The sequence below is a fragment of the Campylobacter anatolicus genome, assembly GCF_018145655.1.
Classification (GTDB): Bacteria; Campylobacterota; Campylobacteria; order Campylobacterales; family Campylobacteraceae; genus Campylobacter_A; species Campylobacter_A anatolicus.
Genome location: NZ_JAGSSY010000004.1, coordinates 35,091 through 56,081 on the forward strand (window position 1 = coordinate 35,091; position 20,991 = coordinate 56,081).

The window sequence follows — 20,991 nt, forward strand, 5'->3', positions numbered from 1 at the left end:
AATGCCTCCTAAAAGTTACCGATAGGCACTACGACCCATAAATTTATATAAAACTCAAGTGCGACGAGTATAGAGCATCCAAGTATCGCTAAACATGTTGCCAAACCCTTATTTTCTGGTTTAAAATAGAGCAAAAGGGATACTACTAGAAAAAGCGACAATTCAAGAAATTCCATTTCTAACTCCTTTTTAAAATAATTTAATTATTTTATTTAAGAAATAATATTATTTTAATTATTAAATTTTTCTGAAATTTATATATTTTTTTTGAAAAAATACATTTTTTTTAAAATTTATATAAAATTATATATTAATTAATAAAAAAATACTATATTTTAAACATATTTTTATGAATATAATTAAAATTACTTTACTAAGTGTTATTAAGTTATTTTAGTGATTTTTGACTAATTATAGATAAAATTTATCCTATTTGTAAAAAATATTAAGTAATAAAATAAATTTATTTTATACCTATTGATAACTTTATAAAAATCTCAAACTTAGATAAATAGCTAAAAAAATAACCAATAGCAAATTAACACGCTATCGCTCTTAATTTACTAGAGCATATAAAGGATACTTCTAAGTAAGTGAGTAAGAGATTAAATGCTATAAAACCGACAAAATAAATGAAGTCTAGCTTGTAAAAACGCCAATAAGTAAAAATTATACGAAAAACAAAAAATTTAAAAAACTCACATATATGAAATTTATACCCTATGCTACACAAAAGACAACTAATAATAGGGCTCACAAACCCTCCTTGTGGTGTAGCTTGTGTGCCGTGTAGGTGTATATATTTTTTATTATCATTTATAGTGTTTTGTGAGTTTGACGCATTTATTTTTGTAGTAATGTTTTGTGAGTTTATGACGATATCTACTTAGTAAGTTGCAGTGCTGACATATCTTTTATCTGTGTTTTATCCACTTCACTTAGATTTATATCCATCTCATACTTCACACATTAAACGGACAAGCTATGGTTAAAACCCAACTAATCCAGCCGTTATAACACGCACATCATCATCATAATTTTGATATTATTTATTAAATTTCTTATACCATTATTATCAAATATCACCGCATAACGCACTACTTTGGGACGTTTAAATATCGTATTTTGTCTATATCAAGGGCGATATTATGCTCTAATTTATCCGTGCTTACTGCATAACACAAAAGCGATGTTATAGAGCTTAAAGCACTTATCTTACTCTCATCTAAAAGTGGTTTTATAACCTCTAAAATTTCTTGCTTTTTATATCTTGTTTGCTAAATTTTGGTAGAAAAAATCGCTCATAATACCGCCTATGAGTAAAACCTGCTTAGCTCTCTTGCTCTTAAAATACTCTCAAAGCTTGTAAAAGATTGCTTTACTAATCGGCTCATCGCCACTTGCTAAAATTTTCTGAAATTCAAGTCTTTTTTGTCTTGCCATTATGATTGGATATACTCCTAAACTTATACGTTTATATCTACCTGTGCTTTTACTCTTAAGCTCATATATAAATGTCCCACTTGGCATAATCTGCACGTAAAGATATTATCTCCATCACCTACCCTATAACATTTATCCTTTGGCTTTAAAGATTTGATTTTCGTATCGTTTAGCATTTTTACGGACACCTGTCTTTAAATTTATTAAATTTTTTATTAATTGTCCGTGATATTACCAGTTATTTTTGTTTATAACAATATTAAATTATATTTAATAAAATTGAATGATATTTAATAATTTTCACACACAAACAACGCATTCAAGGTATTTTTAACACTTTATTTTTGAATGATATTTAATAAAGTTGAATGATATTAATATTGTATGGTGGCCACGAAAGGATTTGAACCTTCGACCACTACCATGTCAAGGTAGTGCTCTACCAACTGAGCTACGCGACCACTCAAAAAGATTAGTGATTATAGCTGATATTTCTTTTTTGTTTGCTTAAATCAAATGGATATTTTAACACGATCAAACATACTACTACAACAATCATTAAATTTATTCAAAAGATATGTGCAGCCTTTATTAAGATAGCCAGAATGCTACTTTAAAATATGGAATATTTTCTTAAACAAAACTTATAAATTTAATAAAGTATATTTATATAAAATATCGATATTTTGGGCGTTTCAAACAAAGATTACACACTACATAAAATATATACTTATATAAAATTTTATTATTTATACTAAAATATATGATTTAAATAAATATTAGTTTTTTCTAAAATTTTAAGACCATATATTACAAAATATACTTAATATCACGAAAATTAAATTTTTAAATTTCTCATATAATTCTCATATTATTGTAATATAATTACCGTAATCAATCATTTTTAAAAGGAGACTTTATGGCAAATCAAATCTCAAGACGTGAAATGCTAAAGATTAGTGTGGTAGGTGCTGGTGCTTTAGCACTTAGTGGTGTAGGTGCTTCAGCTTCTGCTTTAAATGAGAAAGATGTGAAGTTTGATGAGGAATGGGATGTTATCATTGTCGGTTCAGGCTTTGCTGGTCTTGCAGCTGGTCTAACATCTGCTAAAAAGGGTAACAAAGTCCTGATCATAGAAAAGATGGGTCGTATCGGCGGTAACTCAGTCATAAACGGTGGTGGTATGGCAATCCCTGTAAATCCAGTCCAAGCGAAAGAAGGCATAAAAGATAGCAAAGAACTATTTATAGCTGACTGCTTAAAGGCTGGTCTTGGTATAAACCACCCAGAGCTTTTAAATACTATTGCTGATCGTGCGATGGATTCTTATAATTTTTTAATAGAGCAAGGCGTTCAGTTTAAAGACCACAATGCACACTTTGGCGGACACACAGTTGCTCGCTCTATGTTAACTACAAACGACTCAGGCTCAGGCTTCATTCAGCCGATGCTTGAGAAATTTGAAGCCATTGAAGGTTGCAAACTAGCTCGTCGTGTTAAATTTGATGACTTTATCTTAGATGATAGCGGTAAAGTCGTTGGCATAGCTGTTAGAGAAGAGTATAAATTTAATCCTAATCTTTACAGTGATGATTTAGAAAATACAAGCGGAACTAAAAAAGTTTATAAAGCTAAAAAGGGCGTTGTCCTAGCGGCTGGTGGTTTTTGTCGCGATAAAGCCTTTAGAAAACTACAAGATCCGCGTATACCAGATGATGTTGATAGCACAAACCACCCAGGTGCAACAGCTGGCGTTTTATTAAAAGCATTTGAGATCGGTGCTTATCCGGTTCAAGTTGATTGGATTCAGTTTGGACCTTGGGCATCTCCAGATGAAAAAGGCTTTGGCACAGCTCCTATCTTAACTCAACAAGGAACATTTAAATATGGCATTGCTGTTGATATCCGCACAGGTAAACGTTTTGTGAATGAGTTAGCTGACCGAAAAACTCGTGCCGATGCTGAGTTTAAAATTTTACGCGAAGCTCCAGGTAAATACCCTATAACATTTGGTGACGACAAATGTTTTAGAGATCTAAGCGAAGAGATTATCCAAAAAGGTATGGCAAGTGGAAAACTAGTAGGTGTATGTGCTACTCTTGATGAGATCGCTACAAAATACGGCGTCCCAGCAGCAGCTTTAAAAGAGACAGTTAAAAAATACAACGAGGGTGTAAAGGCTAAAAAAGATGAATTTCACAAACAAGAAAGTGCATTGTTTGAGATCAATGAAGCTGGTCCATTCTATGTAATACGTCTATCTCCAAAACCACACCACACAATGGGCGGTCTAAAGATAAATGAAAAAGCAGAAGTTATCTCAGCTAAGACAAATAAACCTATCCCTGGCTTATACGCAGCTGGTGAGATAACAGGTGGAACACACGGTGCTAGCCGTCTAGGAACAGTAGCTATAACAGATTGTATCACATTTGGTATGATCGCTGGTGAAACTATAGGTTAATTTATAATTTATAATATGGATTTTGTTTGGGACGCCAAATACGGCGTCCTTTTATTTACAAAAAGGTAGTTTAATGAAAAAACTAAATTTAATAAAGCCATCATTTATATATATCTTAGCTTGTATATTCTCTTTTTCTTTGTTTGCAGCATCAACTACAAATAGTGCAAAAAGTGATCTAAACGTAACTAAGATAGTAGTATCTGATGAGCTTAGAGCTAAATATAAGATAAAGCCACATCACGAGCATTTAGCCTTTGATTGTATTGATTGTCATAGCGGACAAGGTGATGACCCAAGTAAATTTAAAGCCATAGGCGATAATGGATGTATGCAGTGTCATAAGAGTAAAAAGCTAATAGCACAGCGTCTAAATTTTATGGATACGCTAAAAGCAAATCCTCATAACTCAGTTCACGATGGCCCTACACTATACTGCGATGAGTGTCACTTTGAACATAAAGAGTCAACAAATATGTGTGTAGAATGCCACGAGCATGAAGTGCCACAATGGATGGGGGTAACACCATGAAAATATCTAAGAAATTATTAGTGCTTATAATATTTATAAGTGGTATTATAGGCTTTTTAGTTGTCCTACCAGTTCACTATGCACTTAAAGAGACAAGTGGAGATAAGTTTTGCGTAGTATGTCATGAGATGGATCCTATGGTGATAGCTTACAACGATGATATACATAGTGGCAAAGGTGCAACTGGTGTAAAGGCTAAATGCGTTGATTGTCATATACCACACGATAACTTAGCTAAATATGTGTTAACTAAGGCTAAAAATGGTATAGTTGAAGGATATATTCACTTCTTTGGCGATCCTGATAAGATTGATTGGCATAAGAGGTTAGAGAATAAAGAGAAGTTTGTATTCGATAATGGTTGTATGAGCTGCCATACAGATATACTAGGCAATACAGCAAGTAAGCCACAAGCTATAAAGATGCACGCTCACTATGAGAAGTTATTAAGAACTGATAAAGAGCTAAAGTGTGTAAGTTGCCACTTTGATGCAGGGCACTCAGCTAAACTGAGAAACTATCTTGAATACTGGCAACCATCATATAAGATATATGAGAAGAAGATGATGCAGATGAAGATAGAGACTAAGAAGGCATTCTTTAAAGATAAGTATGAGCCGAGTAAAGATGAGAGGGAGTTTATGGACGCCAATAAGAATAAAGAGAAAAAGAGCGGACACGAATGAAAAAAATAATGCTACTATCAAGCGACACTGAGTTAAATTTAAATCTAAGTGCCGCCCTTTGGCGATTTAACTTTCGTATAACAAATTTTAAAAGCGAAAGCGAGGTATTTGCTGACTTCGATAGTGGCAACCGCTATGATTTATATGTGCTTGAAACAAGGGCTAAAAATCCAAATTTAGCCCTTGTTAAATTTTTACGTGAAAACAAAAATATAACTCCTATTTTGATGATATTAGACGAAGCTTTCCCACCTATATTTAAAAAAATTTATTATGCAAGAGTTGATGGTTTTATTGTTAAACCATTTTCGCACGAAGAATTTACATTTCATGCATTAAAGCTTTGCAAGGTATTGTTTGATTCAAGGTTTGAGCTTAAGAATGGCTTGACATTTGAAAAAGATGAACTTTGTATAAACAGTAAAAATGGCAAAATTTATATAGGTAAAAAAGAGGGGTTATTTTTAGAAATTTTAGCCAAAAACTCTCCACACGTAGTAACATACGATGAGATAGAGCACCATCTTTACAAAGACGATAGTTTAACAGCTCAAGATCGTTTACGGTCTTTACTACGCGAATTACGCAAAAAAGTACCAAATTTAGAGATTACTACAATACGTGGCGTGGGTTATAAACTAGAATAGTCTAAAAACTTAAAACTCTCACTTCTATAGCTAAAATTTACATTTCTTATTATATTTTTTATGCCATCAAGCAAATGCAAAGAGGCTTCTATCTCTACTTTCCGCGTTGATATACTCTCAACATTTGCCCCCACACTTATGCCCTTTGAAAGTGCGTATTTGTATAAAAAGTTAAAAAGTTCAAGGCTTAAATTTACTGATAACGTTAAAATATCCTGCGAATTTTTCAAAGCATTTTCAAATTTAGCTGGTATGCTAACGCCTAGCCACTTCATAAACTCAAGTGTTTTTGGGCTACCACATGGTGTAAATGTAAAGATTATAGGCACTTTTTCACAGTCTAAAGTAGCGTAATCATCTATAAATTTTTTAGCATGTTCTAGGTTATACACGGCTTGGCTGATAAAAAATTTACACCCTTGTGCTGTTTTCATAGCGACACGTATATGCTCGCCGCCTTTTTTAAAGTGGCGTTCTGGTATACATATACCACCGAAATTTATCTCTTTTTGACTGTGTTTAACTAAGTCATAAGCATTATCAAGACTTAGCTTTGGTATCACAGCACTAGAACTAGCTCCAACAAATACATTTAGTGAGTTTGGCTCAAGCGAATCTATAAATTTCTCAAAGCCTTTTAGATTATAGTTTCCAACAACACTATAAATAATAGCTGGAACGCTCGTGCGTAAGTAATCTTTATAATAAATTTGCGGTTTTATCGTTGCTAAAAACTCAAATGGACGCTCATCACTCGTTCGATCCGTCTCATTTTGTATATCATATAGCACAATACCATCAACGCCGATACTCTCTACTCTATCACGCCAGATCCCAGCTATCCGCTCCAACTCATTAACATCTAAATATGCTTTCGGTGGCGTCAATCCATAGAGCAATATACCTGAATGTTTATTTAAAATTTTATCTCTTAGCAAATTTATCCTTTATGCTATTTCCTTAAAGTTTAAAAGATCATTACAATAATACTAATATTTTACACAATCTTGTAACTCTGCTTATAATTTTGTTATCAAGTCCATAAAATCATCTAAAAATTTAATTATCTCATTTTAAACTTCTATTAGTGGAATTAGGATTTTTAAATTCCATAATAAATTTTTACATTTATATCTTATTTGCGATGTAGCAAAACAAACATTAGTGGTACAAAATTCATCTTTGATAAAATTTAAACTACAAGTGCTATATACTCTTGCGATAGTAATAGAATTTTTAAGTTATATCAAGCATAATAACTTGTTGGTTTTGTGCTATCACTCATTATAAATTTTATCTATCTCTGCTTTTAAATAACAAATTCAAATAATGCACTCCATTAAAACAAAGCTCACTTAATAAATCTTGCATCTTGTTTATTTTCATTTACTACTTTTTTAGCCCCAAATTGGGGCTAAAATTTATAAAGCTCTTACGATTTTTACTGCTTCGGTCATATTTTTAAGACTCGGTTTTACTTCCTCCCATTTGCGTGTTTTTAGTCCGCAATCAGGGTTGATCCATAGTTGCTCTTTTGGTAATACTTCAAGCAATGCCTTTATCTGCTCTACCATCTCCTCTACGCTTGGCACACGTGGGCTATGTATGTCATAAACGCCAGGACCAACCTCTTGTTTATAGCCAACTGATTTAAAAATTTTAAGCAATTCATTACCGCTTCTAGCTGTCTCAATAGATATAACATCAGCGTCCATCGCCTCAATAGTTTTGATGATATCATTAAACTCAGAGTAACACATATGTGTATGAATCTGTGTCTCTGGGCGTGCTGAGCTAACAGAAAGCTTAAAACAATCAACCGAAAATCTCTCATAAGCACCGATATTTTCGACTCTTAGCGGATAGCCCTCTTTAAATGCCGCCTCATCAACTTGTATGATTTTTATCCCAGCATCTTGCAAGTCCGCGATCTCATCGTATATACAAAGGGCGAGTTGCTTTGCGATCTGTGCTCGCGGTAGATCATCACGCACAAAGCTCCAGTTTAGGATAGTAACTGGTCCTGTTAGCATACCTTTCATTATCTTTTGTGTCTTGCTTTGAGCGTAGCTTATCCACTTCACAGTCATCGGCTTTGGACGACTTACATCGCCAAAGAGTAGTGGTGGCTTAACACAACGACTACCGTAGCTTTGCACCCAACCATTTTCACTAAATGCATACCCTTTTATCTGCTCACCAAAATACTCAACCATATCATTTCTCTCAGGCTCTCCATGCACCAACACATCAAGTCCCACCTCTTCTTGAAATGCTATACAATCATCAATGTATTTTTTAATATCCGCTTCATAAATCTCAGTGCTTATAAGCCCTTTTTTATAAGCGTTTCGCACCTGTCTTAGCTCACTAGTTTGCGGAAAACTACCAATGGTCGTAGTCGGTAAAATGCCGTAGTTTAGTCTTTGTTTTTGAATTTTGATACGCTCAGCAAACGATAGCTCACGCTCAAATTTAACCAAATTTGCTACACGTTTTGTTACTGCTTCATCGTGGATAAGACTTGAGTTTGCACGAGAATTTGCACTAGTTTTGTTGTCTGCATAAATTTTAGCTTCACTCTCACTTAGACTTTCACCATTTGCTAGTTTTTTGATGATTGCTACTTCACTAAGTTTTTCAACTGCAAAGCTTAACCAGCTCTTTATCTCAGGATTTAACTTATCTTCATACTTTAGCGTATAAGGGACATGAAGTAACGAGCAACTTGTACCGATTGCAAAGTCTTTGTCGCCAAGTGCTTTTGAAATTTCTTTAACCAACTCCACTTTTTTATCTATATTTGATTTCCAAACGTTTCTACCATCAACGATACCGGCAAAAAGAACGACATTTGAGGTAGCTATCTTTGCTAGAGCTTCTAAATTTCTCTCACCGTGGATAAAATCAAGCCCAAGACCATAAATTTTAGTTTTTATCACCTCATCAACTGCCTTTAAAGCATGTTCAAAATATGTTGTAAAGATGATTTTAACATTTGAGTTTGTGGTAAGTTTGCTATATACAGGCACAATCTTATCAGTCAGCTCATCACCCTTACTTGTAACAAATATCGGCTCATCAAACTGCACTAAAATTTCATCATCAAGCTTTGAAATTTCATCTAAAAGTTCAACATATTTTGTGACAACTTCATCAAAGTGGTAAAAAGCACAACTATCATCAGTGGTCTTTGCTAGGGCTAAAAATGTGATAGGGCCTATTAAATTTATCTTAGTTTTTACACCATTTTCTTTAGCCTCTTTATACTCAGTTATGATCTTGTCGGCATTTAGCTTAAATGTGCTAGTTTTGTTTAGCTCAGGCACGATGTAATGGTAGTTTGTATTAAACCACTTTGTCATCTCCATAGCAACGGCACTCTTATTACCGCGAGCCATTGCAAAGTAAAGATCTAAGCCACTCAGCGATCTAAATCTAAATGGTATACAACCAAGTGCATAAATAGTATCAAGAACTAAGTCATAAAATGAAAAATCATTACTTGATATGTAGTCTATGCCAGCGTTTTTTTGATAGTTCCAGTGTCTAGCACGAAGCGTCTTTGCTACGCTTAAAAGCTCACCTTGACTGACCTTGCCAGACCAGTAATTTTCTAAAACTTTTTTAAGCTCTCTTTGCTCACCTATCCTGCCAAATCCTGTAACATAACTTTTTATCATTGTTTTTCCTTATTTCATTTAAAATTTTTTAATTGATTGTCTAAATTAGCTAAATTTTTAATGATATCATTTTAAGACGATTTAAATGTTGCATAGAAAATTTTCAACCAAGACAGAATATAATCTATTACGGAGTGAAAATTTCAAGCTCATTTAAAAATACTTAAAAGGATATTATTAAATAAGGTGGATGACAACCAGATTTGCGTAAACTAAAATGAAATTTATAATACTCTTGTCCAATTAACTTATAAGCTAAAAATATTAGTTGTTTTGTGCGTTCGTTTAGATAGTTAGAGACGAATTTATAATCAAAATAGAGATTATAAACACCTTTTTGTAGCAAGCATGGGACATTTCATCGTGTAGTCCTTTATAAAAATTTGTGGCATTATATTATTTTTTTTGCATTTTGTAAAGAGTATTTCACTTAGATTTAATAAATTTAAAAGAAAATTTGAGTATAATCCACATTCTAACGTTTATCGTAAAAATACAAAAAGGATTAGCATGCCAAAGATGAAAACCGTTCGTGGTGCTGCTAAACGCTTTAAAGTAGGCAAAAACAAGATAAAACGTGGTGCTGCTTTTAGAAGCCACATTTTGACTAAAAAGCCTAGTAAGCGTATGAGAGACTTACGTGCTCCACACTATGTAGATAGCACGAACGTCCAAGCAGTAAGAAAAATGCTCGGCGTATAAACTGAGCAAAAAGCAAAAGTTTTTGACAAAAAAGGTCATTCAAACTCCCCTAAATTTTAGGGAAAGATCCGTAATGGACGCCAATTTGTAAAAAGGATAAATATGGCAAGAGTAAAAACAGGCGTAGTTAGAAGAAGACGCCATAAAAAAGTTCTAAAACTTGCACGTGGTTTTTATAGTGCAAGACACAAACACTTCAGAAAAGCTAAAGAGCAACTAGAAAGAAGCTTAGTATATGCTTACAGAGATAGACGTGCGAAAAAACGTGACTTCCGTCGTCTATGGATCGTTCGTATAAATGCTGCTTGCAGACTAAATGACTTAAGCTATTCTAAATTTATAAATGGCTTAAGAAAAGCAAATATAGTTCTTGATAGGAAAATTTTAGCTGATCTAGCGATGAATGACGCGAAGGCATTTGCGGCACTTGCTAAACAAGCAAAAGATGCTTTAAAATAAAACAAATTTTACCCTAAATGCCTTAGCGTTTGGGGTAAATCTCCTAAAATTCTACAAACAAGACTTAATCTATAATCCTTGTTAATTAAATTTTAATAAAATAGGTCAAAATGTATAAATATCAATCCAAAAGGATAAGAAATGAAAAATTTAATATCAATATCTACCATAACTGCTCTGCTTTTATCAGGTTGCGTGATGAGTAATAATGGTAGCTCATCGCCAGATGTATATACTAAAGGTGAGATGCAAAAGGCTCAAGTAACGCAGTTTGGTGAGATCATCTCGCTCAAACCTATAAAGATAACAGGCGAAAGTAATGTTGTATTAAACGTCTTAGCTGCAGGACTTGGTGGACTAGCTGGATATCACGTGGGTGGTGGTTCTGGAAAGATAGCAGGTTCAGCAGTGGGAGCTGTTATAGGTGGTATGGGTGCTGATAGAGTAGGCGAGATGATGAATGATACTGAAGGTATTGAGCTAGTAATAAAACTAGAAAATGGCGACATAGTAACATACGCTCAAGAGGGCGGGGTATCAACATTTAAAAATGGAGATAGAGTTAAAATCGTAACTGACTCGCAAGGTAAATCAAGAGTTGATGTAGTAAGATAAATTTATAGCTTTTACCGGAGAAAATTTAAATTTATATACCAAACTCTACTTTTATCCAATATTTAGTACATTTTTGCTTATCATACTCTTTGCTTAAATATGTACTATAGAAGTTGCTCGCACTGATAGAGTGCATACGCCCTTCACGCCTTGACCTACTTAGTAGCTATATATAAATATCATTAAACGGCTGATGTATGAGATAAAAATCAAGATATTAAATCCTTAGCCTTTTCGTAGAGATGTTAAAGGCTTTAAATGCCTTATCTTCACTAATATCATTTATCCAAAGTTTTGTAGTGACAAATGGTTCATCTCACTTTACGCCACTTACCCTTATCCACACCAATACTCTTTATTAAGTGCGTCTCTACGCAGCTTTAACACTCTTTTGATTTATTTAAGACATCTTGTTTCTATCATTAAATTTTTATGTATCGCATACAACTTCCTCTGTAAAAATACTATGTGTAGCAATCACTTGCTTTCATAACCGCATAAACACTATTTTGCCCTTTCTATCTTTGTGATACTGCCATTTACTACGGCACTAAAATCACCGTCAAATCTACCAATCGTATAAAGTTGAGAATCGCCTCTAGATGGCTTATGAAATATCGCTATATTGCCCCATGGAGCATAATAAGAGATATCTCCAACAGATACTTTTAAATTTGGATGAGTATTTGCCGTGCTTAGCATATTTGGAAGAGAAAAAATTTTCTCATTACTACCATAATTTTCTAACTTTACCTCAAGTGGTAACATATCATAAAACTGCCTTGCAGCACTACTATCATTTAGCGTCGCACTCACGCTCTCATCACCAACTTTAAATACCACTTTCATCTGATCTCCTGCATTTAAATTTATAAACAAAACTAGTAAAAACACTATAAATTTCATCATTTTTTCACATCCTGTTTGTCTGCTTTTGCGATAAATTTAGCATACTCTTCATCGCTTATCGATTCAAGCCAAGTTACATTTTTACCATCTTTTTCAAGCGTAAGTGCGATATGTTCACCAATGTCTTTAAACCCAGCACCATGAAAATGCTCCACATCAGGTGGACAAAGCACTGCATCGCCCTCATGGGCTACTTGCAATATACCATCTTTTGTGCCAGTGTATATTACGCCCTTTGTTACTATAAAACGCTGTCCAGCTGGATGCGTATGCCAAACAGTCCTTGCACCCTTTTTAAAATGCACCAAACTAGCACCGAAATTTGCATATTGAGTTGAATCAAATATCTTTTTTATAATTACATTACCTGTGAAAAATTCTGATCTTCCGACAAACTCTTCTTGCTCTGCCTTTTTTATAAGCATTTGCCCCTCTTGCTTCATCTGTATCTCCTTTGTAAAATATCTATCACGCTTAATGTAATCACACCTGCGATATCTGCTTTTTATAAATTCTTATTGTATCTGAAATTTTATTTTTACATTAGAATAATTCTGCAAATTCCTTGCCTAATTCTGCAAAATTTTAAAAACAAAGGCTTTTTATAGTATATAATCTAAATATCCCAATGAGTTTAAATAAGGGTTTAATTTGGCTACTTAATTGAGGAATAATGATTATTTCATACACTTTTGTAGTTAAGCATAGCTTTGATTATCTCAAATCGCCAAAGTAGATAAGAGTGAAGAGTGGCTCAACCTAAGCTAAGCCACTAAATTTAATCTACTTCTTACTCTCTTTTTTGTAGGCATTAGATAGATATTCACCAAGATCTTTCATCTGTGTGTCGTTTATCTCTGTCTTTCTAAAAAATGGCATAGAGTGTTTGCCATTTCTTACGAAAAACTCAACTACTTCAGGTGTTAGATCAGTTCGCTTTGTAAGCTCAGCGGCTATATCAGTGCCTTTGTAGGCATAATATAAGGCGTTTGTGCCAGGCATACCAGCTCCATGACAAGGCAGACACCAGTGGTTATAAATTTTCTTACCATTATCATAATCTGCGGCAAATGCACTCATGCTAAAAGCACAGAGTGCTAAAAAAATAAGCTTTTTCATTTTTTCTCTCCTCTTGCTCTATATCCACGTTTGGCACGTAGTTTTGCTGGCCATATACCTCCTCTACCTGGTGCTAAAATACCATTTGGATCGATACTGTCTTTGAGCTGTTCGCTAAATTTACGCAATATATGGTCGTTATGCGAATATGCGTCCATAACATCATCTTGAAAATCAGGTGCCGCACGATAATCGCCCCAGCCATTTTCAGCTGCAACTTTAACCATCTTACGATAAACCTCACGCATCTTTTTATTTTTCTCGCTATCTTCACGAGAATTTGAAAATCCAAGCATAAAACAAAATGCACGATACATCCACGATCTAGGATGTGCAAAAGGAGTAATAGGTGATGGCATACCCATCTCATAAAACACATCTATATATACCTCTTGACATTTAAGTAATTCACGTCCATCGCGTGGGATGATAGGCGAGAACCAAACGTGTCCATCTTTTGGATCGATAGTTTCGCCACGAGTACTAAGCCAGAAAATTTCCATATTTGGAATTCCAAGCGTTACTTTATGTTTCATATTTTTCTTCTGCTCGGCAGTAAGCGGCAAAGAGTGATTTTCTAATGTCTTAAACTCACAACCTTTTATAGCTGCATTAAATCGTCTTTTAACATCCTCAATATTTGCAGCAACAGCTTCTTTGTTGCCATAAAGGGTAATATCCACGCTCCAGTATGGAATTTTATTTTTTAAAGCATAGTTTTGAATTTTTTCATAGTCTGGCTTACCGCCCTTTGATGTCAAGTAGCCTTTTAGCTCAGGATTCATCGCTTTACCATGAGGGGGATTAAGTGGAGAGCGGTACAAAGGCCAACCGATGATAAAGCTATCTTCAAGGTAGTTTAATATCTCAACCATCGGTATAATGTCTTCGCGTAATGGTGTAGTTACGTTTATAAGAGCGTAATGCTCCGGTTTTGGCTGCATCCAAAAGCCCATTTTAGTAACGATACCAAAATTTGATTGAGCAAAAAGTCCATCTAGATATGGTCCATAACCATATTTATTCTCTGCAAATGTCTTAGCACTTGGCAAAGCACCCATACCTGTGCGTAAAATTTCTCCATTTGCAAGCACCACTTCCATACCACAATGAGCACCGAAGTGGTCACGATATGCACCGTATGTATAGCCCCAGCCGTGATCTAGTGCGTTACCCACTGGACTACCCCAGCCCGGATCTGGTATATCCATCATCACATTTAAATTATTTTTCTCAATATATTCATAAAGATCAAAATACGAAACACCAGGTTCTAAGATACAGAAATTTCTTTTGTCATCAACTTCTAAAATTTTATTCATACGTTTTAAGTCAATAACCACATCACCTCGGTTGTTTGGAGCACTCGCCCCATAGCCTAAATTTTTACCAGTTGAGATAGGAAAGATTGGAATTTTAAATTTATTTGCAACTTTTACTACAGCTTGCACCTCCTCTGTGCTCTTTGGTGCGACTGCCAAAGATGGGACATTTTCTAGCTCTTCACCCCAATAAGGCGAATACGCATCCCTATAAAGGGCTATATCGTCGTCTTTGTCATAGACGTTTTCCGCACCAACGGCAACTTTAAACTCTGCAACTGCTGCTTTAAAGTCGGCTTCACTCACATTTTTAGGTAGTATCATAACACTCTCCTTGATGCAAAGGCAAACGATACCAAAAATGGCTCATTTGAGTTTGCATTGCTATTAAATTTATAAGATTTTATATTTGAACTAGGGGTAAAATCACCAATACTTAACGCCAATGCTCGTACAAATTTATCACTATTTAGAGCATGATTTAGCACCTTTTCTTGATTAATTTGACTTAGCACATTATGGCTACTCTTATCATTTCTAAAATCGTGCTCCGCTCTATAAAAAGCGACAAAATCTTTGTCAAAGAATAGTCGTTGTAAAACAAAGAAGGTCTCATAACTAGTTATACCACAAAAAGCGGTACTGTCATCTAAATGCCTGATATTTTCAAAATAAAATTTAGAAATATCGCCGTCTATCTCGTGCTGTTTTGCAAAATTTTGTGCAAATTCAAAGCTATCTTTAATATTTTTATCATAGATAGCTTCATATTTTAAGCTATCTTTTGCTAGTGTGATACTAGGCGAGATAGCTAAACAAGTAGCTACTGACGTGCTAAATTGAAGAAATTTTCGTCTATCAATCTGCATATTTTCTCCTTTCCTCCAAATTTATTAATGTATATTTAAAATATTAATTTTAAAAGTATAGAACAAATTTGTTTTATTAGAAAAGAAAAAATTTTATTAATTAAGAATTTTAAATATAGAATTATATTTTGTATTTTTTAATTTAAAATCTAAGCTAGTAACGTTATACTAACTTAGACTAAATCTCACAGGGACAGAAAATGTAGTCTTTTTATCGATCTTTGGAAATTTGCTCTTTGTTTTATCAATCGCTATTTTAACCGCTTCATCAAGATTTGCAAACCCTGAACTTTTTACAATTTTTACATTATCAACTACTCCACTTGGATCGTAGTTAAAACTCACTGTTGCCGTACCTTGTTCGCGACGAATTTTTGAGCTTCGTGGATAGTTCTTTTTAGCATAGTTTGCTATGATAGCTTGTATCTCACCAGCGATAGCGTGATGTAGTGCAACATCGTTTGTCTGCATTGGGTTATCGCTTTGAGTGTTTGAACTAGCGACTTTATTGCTATCTTTATTTAATGCATTATTGCCACTGACCGCAACATTTTGAGTTGCAAACTCACTAGTAACAGAATTTGACGAGACCTGTATCTCTTGTGGCTTTGGCGGAGTTGGCGTAGGAGATACCTCCTTTTTAGGCTCTTTTTTAGGCTCAGGTTTTTTCTTTGGTTTCTCTTTCGGTTTTTCCTCTTTTTTAGGCTCAGGTTTTTTAACTACATCTTCGACGATTTTATCTTCTACAACTGGTTTTGGTATCTTAACCAGTGTAGGCATCGGCTCTGGTTCAAGGATGGGTTCTGGTTGTGGTGGTGTTGGCTCTGGCATAGGTTTGGGTTGTGGTGGAGCTGGTGGCTCAGCCGATGCACCACCACCAACTATAAAGGCATTTAGAGGTAGCTTTACCACTTTTGGACTTGTGTATATGATATTAGAATGCACCCAAACAATCCACACTATAAACGCTATATGCAAAGTTGCACTAATAAAAAAGCCTATGATAGAGGCGTTATTGTTTAATCTCTGTTGCAATTGCAAAATTCTCGTGTTTTTTCATTTTAAGTGCATCAATAATCTTTACAAAGCTTTCAAATTTAGAGTTTTTGTCACTTCTTAAAATCACTAATGTTTTCGAATCAATCTGTGCAAATTTGGTTTCAAATTCATCTTCACCCACTAAAATATCATCAAAATATATCTCATCTTTATCATTTATGACGATACTTATAGAGTCGTCCTTGTGCTCCTTTACGCCACTTTCGCTCTGAGGAAGCTCTATCTCAATCTTACCCTGTGCGATAAATGTCGAAACGCTTAATACAATACAAAGCAAAACGAGCATAATGTCGATAAATGGAACGACATTTAGCCCGTCATGTTTATATGACTTCATTTGCATAAGCCTTAAATTTAGTCATAACAACTTCGACTTTACGATAAAGTGCATTATATATCATAAGCGTTGGGATTGCCACAACTAAGCCCATAGCAGTTGCTTTGAGTGCCAAAGATAGACCAACCATTATATTTTTAGCGTCTATGCCACCGCCCATACCCATATCATAAAATGTAACCATAATTCCTATAACTGTCCCTAGTAGTCCGATATATGGGGCATTTGAATAGATGATGTAAAGTGTGGTTAAATTTTTAGTCAATCCAATTTCAAGCTCGTCTTCGTTATTATACTCTTTAAAGTTTACCTTTGATAAAAATATGCATCTTTCAATGCTAAACCAAACAACAATAAAGCTCATAAAGCCTAGTATTGCAAATATCACGAAATCGATATGATGTTTTAAAAACTCCATCCTTCGCCTTTAAATTAAAATTTATAACTTACATTAACCTTGAAATTTCTACCCGGCTCCCAGTCTATAGATGTAGTATCGCCTGTATATTCTGCTGTGCGTTGTGAATGAGAGGCATACGCTTTATCAAACGCGTTATAAAGTCCAGCATTTATCTCAAGACCTTTAAATTTACCACTACTTGGGATATATGCTATATAAAAGTCATTTACTGCATAGCTTGGAAGCCTGACATTATCGCCGGTTATAGAGCTTGCACTATGAACATTTCTTGATTTAAAAAATATCAAATTATATCCTAATAATATGTCAGCTCTTGGTATAAAGTATTCTGTATTAAAAGTATATTTATCACCCTGATCGCGGTAACCTAGCACATTTGATACTGCATAGCTTCTTGTTCCTCTACTAGTTTGAGTTACTCTATTTCCTGTATATTTTACTTTTTGATGTGTGTAGCTAGCTGCTAGACTTAGATTGTCTAAATTTAATCTACTCCAAAGTTCAACACCATCTATATCAGCTCCGCCTGCATTTATCCTATAAAGGACGTTATTTATCGTGCCATTTTGAGCATTGTTATCTACTATTAAATTTTTATACTCAGTTTTGTAGTATTTAGCGGTTAAGCTTACAGATTTATTTTCACCAAATTCATTTTTATATCTGCCGCCTATCTCATATGCATTGCCAGTTGTGGCTTTAAGATCATCATTACCATTCCAGCCTAAAGCATTCCCCCTGCTAGTCCCAGCTGCGAGCATACTCTCCATAACATCAGGACCTCTAAACACTCTTGCATAACTAGCAAACACACCAAAGCCATACCCTATATTATAATCAAGTCCAAGTGCTGGGGTAACTTCATCAAATTTATATTTATATTTACTTATATTATTGGCAGTACCATTGTAAGTTTTTAACTCATGTCTAGTATATCTCACACCAGGAGTTACGATAAGATCACCATATCTGATCGCATCTTCTAAATATAATGAGTAGTTATCTACCTCTTCTGGTCTATTATTGTTAGGCTTTACAAAATTTTCAGTATTATAATACTCGATACCATATCTTAAAGTATGAGCCAAAATTCCAGTTTCAAGCTTGGTTGTTGCCTTGGCATTTATACCTTTTGTCTCTACGCCCCATTTGTTTTTTGTTACTCTTTTATGTTCGGTATTATAAGCACTTACGTCAAATTCTAACAGATCGCTTGGATTATATGTATATTTAATAGTTGTTGTGTCACGCTCATATTTTGTATCAGTATAGGCGTTACCGGTTGCATTGTAACCAAACTCAGCCTTTAAAGGATAGTCTCCTTTAAACTGCGTATGTTCGTGGCTAATCGAAATTCTATGAAAATCTAAAAAGTTATAGCCAATCTTAAATAAATAACTTAAATCATTTCCGTTGCCACCTATAACCTTGCCATTACCAGCCTTACCATAGTCATAGCCTTTATGATTTAACGCAGCCAAGAAATCAAGCCCTTCAACTGGTGCGGCAAATACCATAAGCCCTTGAGAAAAACCCTCATCATTTGAGCTATATCCAGCCTTGATCTTAGCACCAATAATCTCACCGCCTTCTAACAAATCTTTTGCATCAACAGTTTTAAAAGCTACACTACCGCCAAGTGCCCCATTTGCATTTACAACTGACTTTGCACCGACTTCTATATCGATAGCCTTTATCAGGTCTGGGTCTATAAGCAAGTCTGCATTATGATGAAATGTATTGCCATTTTGCTTGGCTCCATCTATCGTGATATTTAGACCACGATCACTAACGCCACGCATATAAATTTTTTGGTTCATTCCGTTTGTACCACCTACATAAACACCTGGAATATCACGAACAACATCTTTAACAATCCCAGCATTACGTGTGCTGATCTTGATATCATCTACTGCTGCACCTGCACTATTTGACGTAACTTCGATCTGATCTAATACGATACTTTCATCAGCATTAAGGCTTAGTGCACCTGAAAATACGACAGCCAATGATAGAGCTATAATTGATTTTTTTTGCAAGATAAAACCTTTCTAAATTTTTTAATTATTAGTTAAATAATTATAATAAAATTGATATAAATTGTCAATATAATTATCTTATAATACTTTAAAAAGGTTTTATAAATAGTTTAATTGTGTTTAGATTCTACTCAATCCAAGTAACGACATCGTTTATTTCACGGCGGTATTTTTTCGGTTGTGGATTAAGCCTATAACCAAATGGCACAAGGATAGCAACTCTATGTTTTTTCTTATCTATGCCAAGTATCTCACCGACTGCCTCTTGCTCAAAGCCCTCTATTGGGCAGCTATCTATGCCTAAACTTGCCGCTGCATTCATCATATTATTGGCTGCAAACATCGTCTGTGCATGAGCCCAAGTATAAAGTAGCTCATCATCATTTTTAAAGTTGCTATCTATAAAATCCTTATAAAATGCCACTCTACCTGCATGCTCTTCTGGAGTTTTATAAGGTCTGCGTACTATCATATCGCTCACATACTTACTATCGCTTTTTATATCAGCTATCTTAGCTAGTATGACAACTAGATGCGAACAGCTTGTGATTTGAGCTTGATTCCAGCATTTTGGGCGAAGTTTAGCCTTTAACTTATCATTTGTAATGACTAAAAAATCCCACTGTTCAAGCCCTGTTGAGCTAGGACTTACGCGTCCAGCTTCTAAAATATAATACATATTCGCTCTGCTTACCTTTTTGCTCTCATCAAAAACCTTACAAGCATGGCGAAAATTTATAATCTCAAGATAATTCATCTTTGCTCCTTTAAAATTTTATGCAATAATAAGCTTTTAAAATAAATATTTAGTATCTAAATTTATAAAACAACCTTGTAATATGCTATAATTTTGTCTAAATTTAAAGGAAATGATATGAAATTTAGACCATTTTTCACATTGCTATCTATCACTAGTCATTCAGCACTATCGCTAGACACCACACAAGAAAGCGGTAGTAACACAACTACACATATACAAGATAGATAATGCAGATAAAATTAGATAATGTAAAGATAGAACCAAGCTGGAAAGAGGTGTTAAAGGATGAGTTTTTAAGCCCATATTTTGCCGAGCTTAAAGATAAATTTATAAAAGCAAAGCACAAAGGCATTGTCTATCCACCAAACCATCTAATATTTAATGCGTTTAACTTAACTCCGTTTAACAAGGTCAAAGTTGTATTACTCGGACAAGACCCATACCACGGAGAAGGTCAGGCTATGGGACTTAGCTTTTCAGTACCAAAGGGTGTGAGAGTGCCACCAAGCCTAGCAAATATCTATAAAGAAATTTACGATGATTTGGGTATCCTTGAACCAAATAATGGGGATCTCTCGTATTGGGCTAAGCAAGGTGTGTTGCTACTTAATGCAACTTTAAGCGTAGCAGCAGGAGTGGCAAACTCTCACTCAAATTTTGGTTGGCAAAACTTTACAGATGCAGTTATAAAAGTATTAAGTCGTGAGCGTAAGAATTTAGTATTTTTACTTTGGGGCAATAACGCAAAGGCAAAACGTGAGCTAATAGACGCTAACAAACATAAAATTTTGTTAGCTGCACACCCTAGTCCACTAGCTCGTGGGGCATTTTTCGGCTGCAAACACTTCTCACAAACTAACGCATATCTGTTAGCTAACGGCATTAGTGCGATAGACTGGGACTTATCAAATTTTAAGGTATAAAG

Annotated in this window: 22 protein-coding genes and 1 tRNA gene; 8 read left to right on the forward strand and 15 right to left on the reverse strand. The window is 34.6% G+C overall.

Features of this window, described 5'->3' with window-relative positions:
- Positions 1 to 8 precede the first annotated feature (8 nt).
- The 3 genes from KDE13_RS07115 to KDE13_RS07125 form a co-directional block, all read right to left on the reverse strand.
- On the reverse strand, positions 9 to 176 hold the full coding sequence (locus tag KDE13_RS07115; RefSeq protein WP_212143228.1) for a hypothetical protein: 168 nt from the start codon (positions 174 to 176) through the stop codon (positions 9 to 11).
- A gap of 1,180 nt (positions 177 to 1,356) precedes the next feature.
- Positions 1,357 to 1,539 (reverse strand): Arm DNA-binding domain-containing protein, encoded by a 183-nt coding sequence (locus KDE13_RS07120; RefSeq protein WP_212143230.1) that lies wholly within the window; start codon positions 1,537 to 1,539, stop codon positions 1,357 to 1,359.
- A 289-nt stretch (positions 1,540 to 1,828) separates the two neighbouring features.
- Positions 1,829 to 1,904: transfer RNA gene (locus KDE13_RS07125), tRNA-Val, on the reverse strand.
- A 458-nt stretch (positions 1,905 to 2,362) separates the two neighbouring features.
- Between KDE13_RS07125 and KDE13_RS07130 the strand changes: the two genes are divergently transcribed.
- The 4 genes from KDE13_RS07130 (at position 2,363) to KDE13_RS07145 (ending at position 5,772) form a co-directional block, all read left to right on the forward strand.
- A complete protein-coding gene (locus tag KDE13_RS07130; protein WP_212143232.1) occupies positions 2,363 to 3,907 on the forward strand; it encodes a flavocytochrome c in 1,545 nt (514 codons plus the stop codon).
- Between the two features lie 73 nt (positions 3,908 to 3,980).
- Positions 3,981 to 4,439 (forward strand): cytochrome c3 family protein, encoded by a 459-nt coding sequence (locus KDE13_RS07135; protein WP_212143234.1) that lies wholly within the window; start codon positions 3,981 to 3,983, stop codon positions 4,437 to 4,439.
- Positions 4,436 to 5,125 (forward strand): cytochrome c3 family protein, encoded by a 690-nt coding sequence (locus KDE13_RS07140; RefSeq protein ID WP_212142223.1) that lies wholly within the window; start codon positions 4,436 to 4,438, stop codon positions 5,123 to 5,125. Before KDE13_RS07135 ends, KDE13_RS07140 begins: the two co-directional genes overlap by 4 nt.
- Positions 5,122 to 5,772, forward strand: a complete 651-nt coding sequence (locus KDE13_RS07145) for a winged helix-turn-helix domain-containing protein (RefSeq protein WP_212143236.1) — start codon at positions 5,122 to 5,124, stop codon at positions 5,770 to 5,772. Before KDE13_RS07140 ends, KDE13_RS07145 begins: the two co-directional genes overlap by 4 nt.
- Here KDE13_RS07145 and KDE13_RS07150 read toward each other — a convergent pair.
- A complete protein-coding gene (locus tag KDE13_RS07150; protein ID WP_212143238.1) occupies positions 5,757 to 6,710 on the reverse strand; it encodes a methylenetetrahydrofolate reductase in 954 nt (317 codons plus the stop codon). The two genes, KDE13_RS07145 and KDE13_RS07150, sit on opposite strands and share 16 nt — an antisense overlap.
- A gap of 483 nt (positions 6,711 to 7,193) precedes the next feature.
- Positions 7,194 to 9,455, reverse strand: a complete 2,262-nt coding sequence (gene metE / locus KDE13_RS07155) for a 5-methyltetrahydropteroyltriglutamate--homocysteine S-methyltransferase (protein ID WP_212143239.1) — start codon at positions 9,453 to 9,455, stop codon at positions 7,194 to 7,196.
- A 510-nt stretch (positions 9,456 to 9,965) separates the two neighbouring features.
- On the opposite strand from metE, the gene rpmI reads away from it, so the two are divergent.
- From rpmI to KDE13_RS07170, 3 genes are all read left to right on the forward strand, one after another.
- The gene (gene rpmI / locus KDE13_RS07160) at positions 9,966 to 10,157 is read left to right on the forward strand and encodes a 50S ribosomal protein L35 (protein WP_212139749.1); all 192 of its coding nucleotides are present in this window, start codon (positions 9,966 to 9,968) and stop codon (positions 10,155 to 10,157) included.
- A gap of 102 nt (positions 10,158 to 10,259) precedes the next feature.
- Positions 10,260 to 10,616 carry a 50S ribosomal protein L20 gene (gene rplT / locus KDE13_RS07165; protein WP_212139748.1) on the forward strand — a complete coding sequence of 119 codons (357 nt, stop codon included), beginning with the start codon at positions 10,260 to 10,262 and terminating at the stop codon, positions 10,614 to 10,616.
- A 141-nt stretch (positions 10,617 to 10,757) separates the two neighbouring features.
- Positions 10,758 to 11,231: an outer membrane lipoprotein gene (locus tag KDE13_RS07170; protein ID WP_212143240.1), complete on the forward strand. Its 474-nt coding sequence runs from the start codon at positions 10,758 to 10,760 to the stop codon at positions 11,229 to 11,231.
- A gap of 504 nt (positions 11,232 to 11,735) precedes the next feature.
- Here KDE13_RS07170 and KDE13_RS07175 read toward each other — a convergent pair.
- The 10 genes from KDE13_RS07175 to KDE13_RS07220 form a co-directional block, all read right to left on the reverse strand.
- Positions 11,736 to 12,140: a cyclophilin-like fold protein gene (locus tag KDE13_RS07175; protein WP_212143242.1), complete on the reverse strand. Its 405-nt coding sequence runs from the start codon at positions 12,138 to 12,140 to the stop codon at positions 11,736 to 11,738.
- Complete coding sequence (locus KDE13_RS07180; protein WP_212139745.1) at positions 12,137 to 12,583, reverse strand: cupin domain-containing protein; 447 nt, start codon at positions 12,581 to 12,583, stop codon at positions 12,137 to 12,139. Before KDE13_RS07180 ends, KDE13_RS07175 begins: the two co-directional genes overlap by 4 nt.
- Before the next feature lie 340 nt (positions 12,584 to 12,923).
- Entirely contained in the window at positions 12,924 to 13,259 is a 336-nt protein-coding gene (locus KDE13_RS07185) for a c-type cytochrome (RefSeq protein WP_212143244.1), read from the reverse strand.
- Positions 13,256 to 14,905: an FAD-binding oxidoreductase gene (locus KDE13_RS07190; RefSeq protein WP_212142165.1), complete on the reverse strand. Its 1,650-nt coding sequence runs from the start codon at positions 14,903 to 14,905 to the stop codon at positions 13,256 to 13,258. The genes KDE13_RS07185 and KDE13_RS07190 overlap by 4 nt, the downstream gene beginning before the upstream one ends.
- Positions 14,902 to 15,450, reverse strand: coding sequence for a hypothetical protein (locus KDE13_RS07195; protein ID WP_212139742.1), 549 nt, complete (start codon positions 15,448 to 15,450; stop codon positions 14,902 to 14,904). The genes KDE13_RS07190 and KDE13_RS07195 overlap by 4 nt, the downstream gene beginning before the upstream one ends.
- A 168-nt stretch (positions 15,451 to 15,618) precedes the next feature.
- The gene (locus KDE13_RS07200; RefSeq protein WP_212143246.1) at positions 15,619 to 16,491 is read right to left on the reverse strand and encodes an energy transducer TonB family protein; all 873 of its coding nucleotides are present in this window, start codon (positions 16,489 to 16,491) and stop codon (positions 15,619 to 15,621) included.
- Entirely contained in the window at positions 16,463 to 16,846 is a 384-nt protein-coding gene (gene exbD / locus KDE13_RS07205; RefSeq protein ID WP_212139740.1) for a TonB system transport protein ExbD, read from the reverse strand. Before exbD ends, KDE13_RS07200 begins: the two co-directional genes overlap by 29 nt.
- Complete coding sequence (exbB, locus tag KDE13_RS07210) at positions 16,833 to 17,264, reverse strand: TonB-system energizer ExbB (protein ID WP_212139739.1); 432 nt, start codon at positions 17,262 to 17,264, stop codon at positions 16,833 to 16,835. The genes exbD and exbB overlap by 14 nt, the downstream gene beginning before the upstream one ends.
- Positions 17,265 to 17,278: 14 nt before the next feature.
- Positions 17,279 to 19,306 carry a TonB-dependent receptor domain-containing protein gene (locus KDE13_RS07215; RefSeq protein ID WP_212143248.1) on the reverse strand — a complete coding sequence of 676 codons (2,028 nt, stop codon included), beginning with the start codon at positions 19,304 to 19,306 and terminating at the stop codon, positions 17,279 to 17,281.
- Positions 19,307 to 19,433: 127 nt separating this feature from the next.
- Complete coding sequence (locus KDE13_RS07220; RefSeq protein WP_212143250.1) at positions 19,434 to 20,063, reverse strand: NAD(P)H-dependent oxidoreductase; 630 nt, start codon at positions 20,061 to 20,063, stop codon at positions 19,434 to 19,436.
- A gap of 230 nt (positions 20,064 to 20,293) precedes the next feature.
- Between KDE13_RS07220 and ung the strand changes: the two genes are divergently transcribed.
- Positions 20,294 to 20,989 (forward strand): uracil-DNA glycosylase, encoded by a 696-nt coding sequence (ung, locus tag KDE13_RS07225; RefSeq protein WP_212143252.1) that lies wholly within the window; start codon positions 20,294 to 20,296, stop codon positions 20,987 to 20,989.
- Positions 20,990 to 20,991: the final 2 nt, after the last annotated feature.

Excerpts from the sequence above, each read along its gene's own strand:
- KDE13_RS07115 (WP_212143228.1), bottom strand. The coding sequence starts at position 176 with ATGGAATTTCTTGAATTGTCGCTTTTTCTAGTAGTATCCCTTTTGCTC.
- ung (WP_212143252.1), top strand. The coding sequence starts at position 20,294 with ATGCAGATAAAATTAGATAATGTAAAGATAGAACCAAGCTGGAAAGAG.
- rpmI (WP_212139749.1), top strand. The coding sequence starts at position 9,966 with ATGCCAAAGATGAAAACCGTTCGTGGTGCTGCTAAACGCTTTAAAGTA.
- exbB (WP_212139739.1), bottom strand. The coding sequence starts at position 17,264 with ATGGAGTTTTTAAAACATCATATCGATTTCGTGATATTTGCAATACTA.
- KDE13_RS07135 (WP_212143234.1), top strand. The coding sequence starts at position 3,981 with ATGAAAAAACTAAATTTAATAAAGCCATCATTTATATATATCTTAGCT.
- exbD (WP_212139740.1), bottom strand. The coding sequence starts at position 16,846 with ATGAAGTCATATAAACATGACGGGCTAAATGTCGTTCCATTTATCGAC.
- KDE13_RS07185 (WP_212143244.1), bottom strand. The coding sequence starts at position 13,259 with ATGAAAAAGCTTATTTTTTTAGCACTCTGTGCTTTTAGCATGAGTGCA.
- metE (WP_212143239.1), bottom strand. The coding sequence starts at position 9,455 with ATGATAAAAAGTTATGTTACAGGATTTGGCAGGATAGGTGAGCAAAGA.
- KDE13_RS07175 (WP_212143242.1), bottom strand. The coding sequence starts at position 12,140 with ATGATGAAATTTATAGTGTTTTTACTAGTTTTGTTTATAAATTTAAAT.
- KDE13_RS07170 (WP_212143240.1), top strand. The coding sequence starts at position 10,758 with ATGAAAAATTTAATATCAATATCTACCATAACTGCTCTGCTTTTATCA.
- KDE13_RS07140 (WP_212142223.1), top strand. The coding sequence starts at position 4,436 with ATGAAAATATCTAAGAAATTATTAGTGCTTATAATATTTATAAGTGGT.
- KDE13_RS07220 (WP_212143250.1), bottom strand. The coding sequence starts at position 20,063 with ATGAATTATCTTGAGATTATAAATTTTCGCCATGCTTGTAAGGTTTTT.
- KDE13_RS07180 (WP_212139745.1), bottom strand. The coding sequence starts at position 12,583 with ATGAAGCAAGAGGGGCAAATGCTTATAAAAAAGGCAGAGCAAGAAGAG.
- KDE13_RS07195 (WP_212139742.1), bottom strand. The coding sequence starts at position 15,450 with ATGCAGATTGATAGACGAAAATTTCTTCAATTTAGCACGTCAGTAGCT.
- KDE13_RS07145 (WP_212143236.1), top strand. The coding sequence starts at position 5,122 with ATGAAAAAAATAATGCTACTATCAAGCGACACTGAGTTAAATTTAAAT.
- rplT (WP_212139748.1), top strand. The coding sequence starts at position 10,260 with ATGGCAAGAGTAAAAACAGGCGTAGTTAGAAGAAGACGCCATAAAAAA.
- KDE13_RS07190 (WP_212142165.1), bottom strand. The coding sequence starts at position 14,905 with ATGATACTACCTAAAAATGTGAGTGAAGCCGACTTTAAAGCAGCAGTT.
- KDE13_RS07130 (WP_212143232.1), top strand. The coding sequence starts at position 2,363 with ATGGCAAATCAAATCTCAAGACGTGAAATGCTAAAGATTAGTGTGGTA.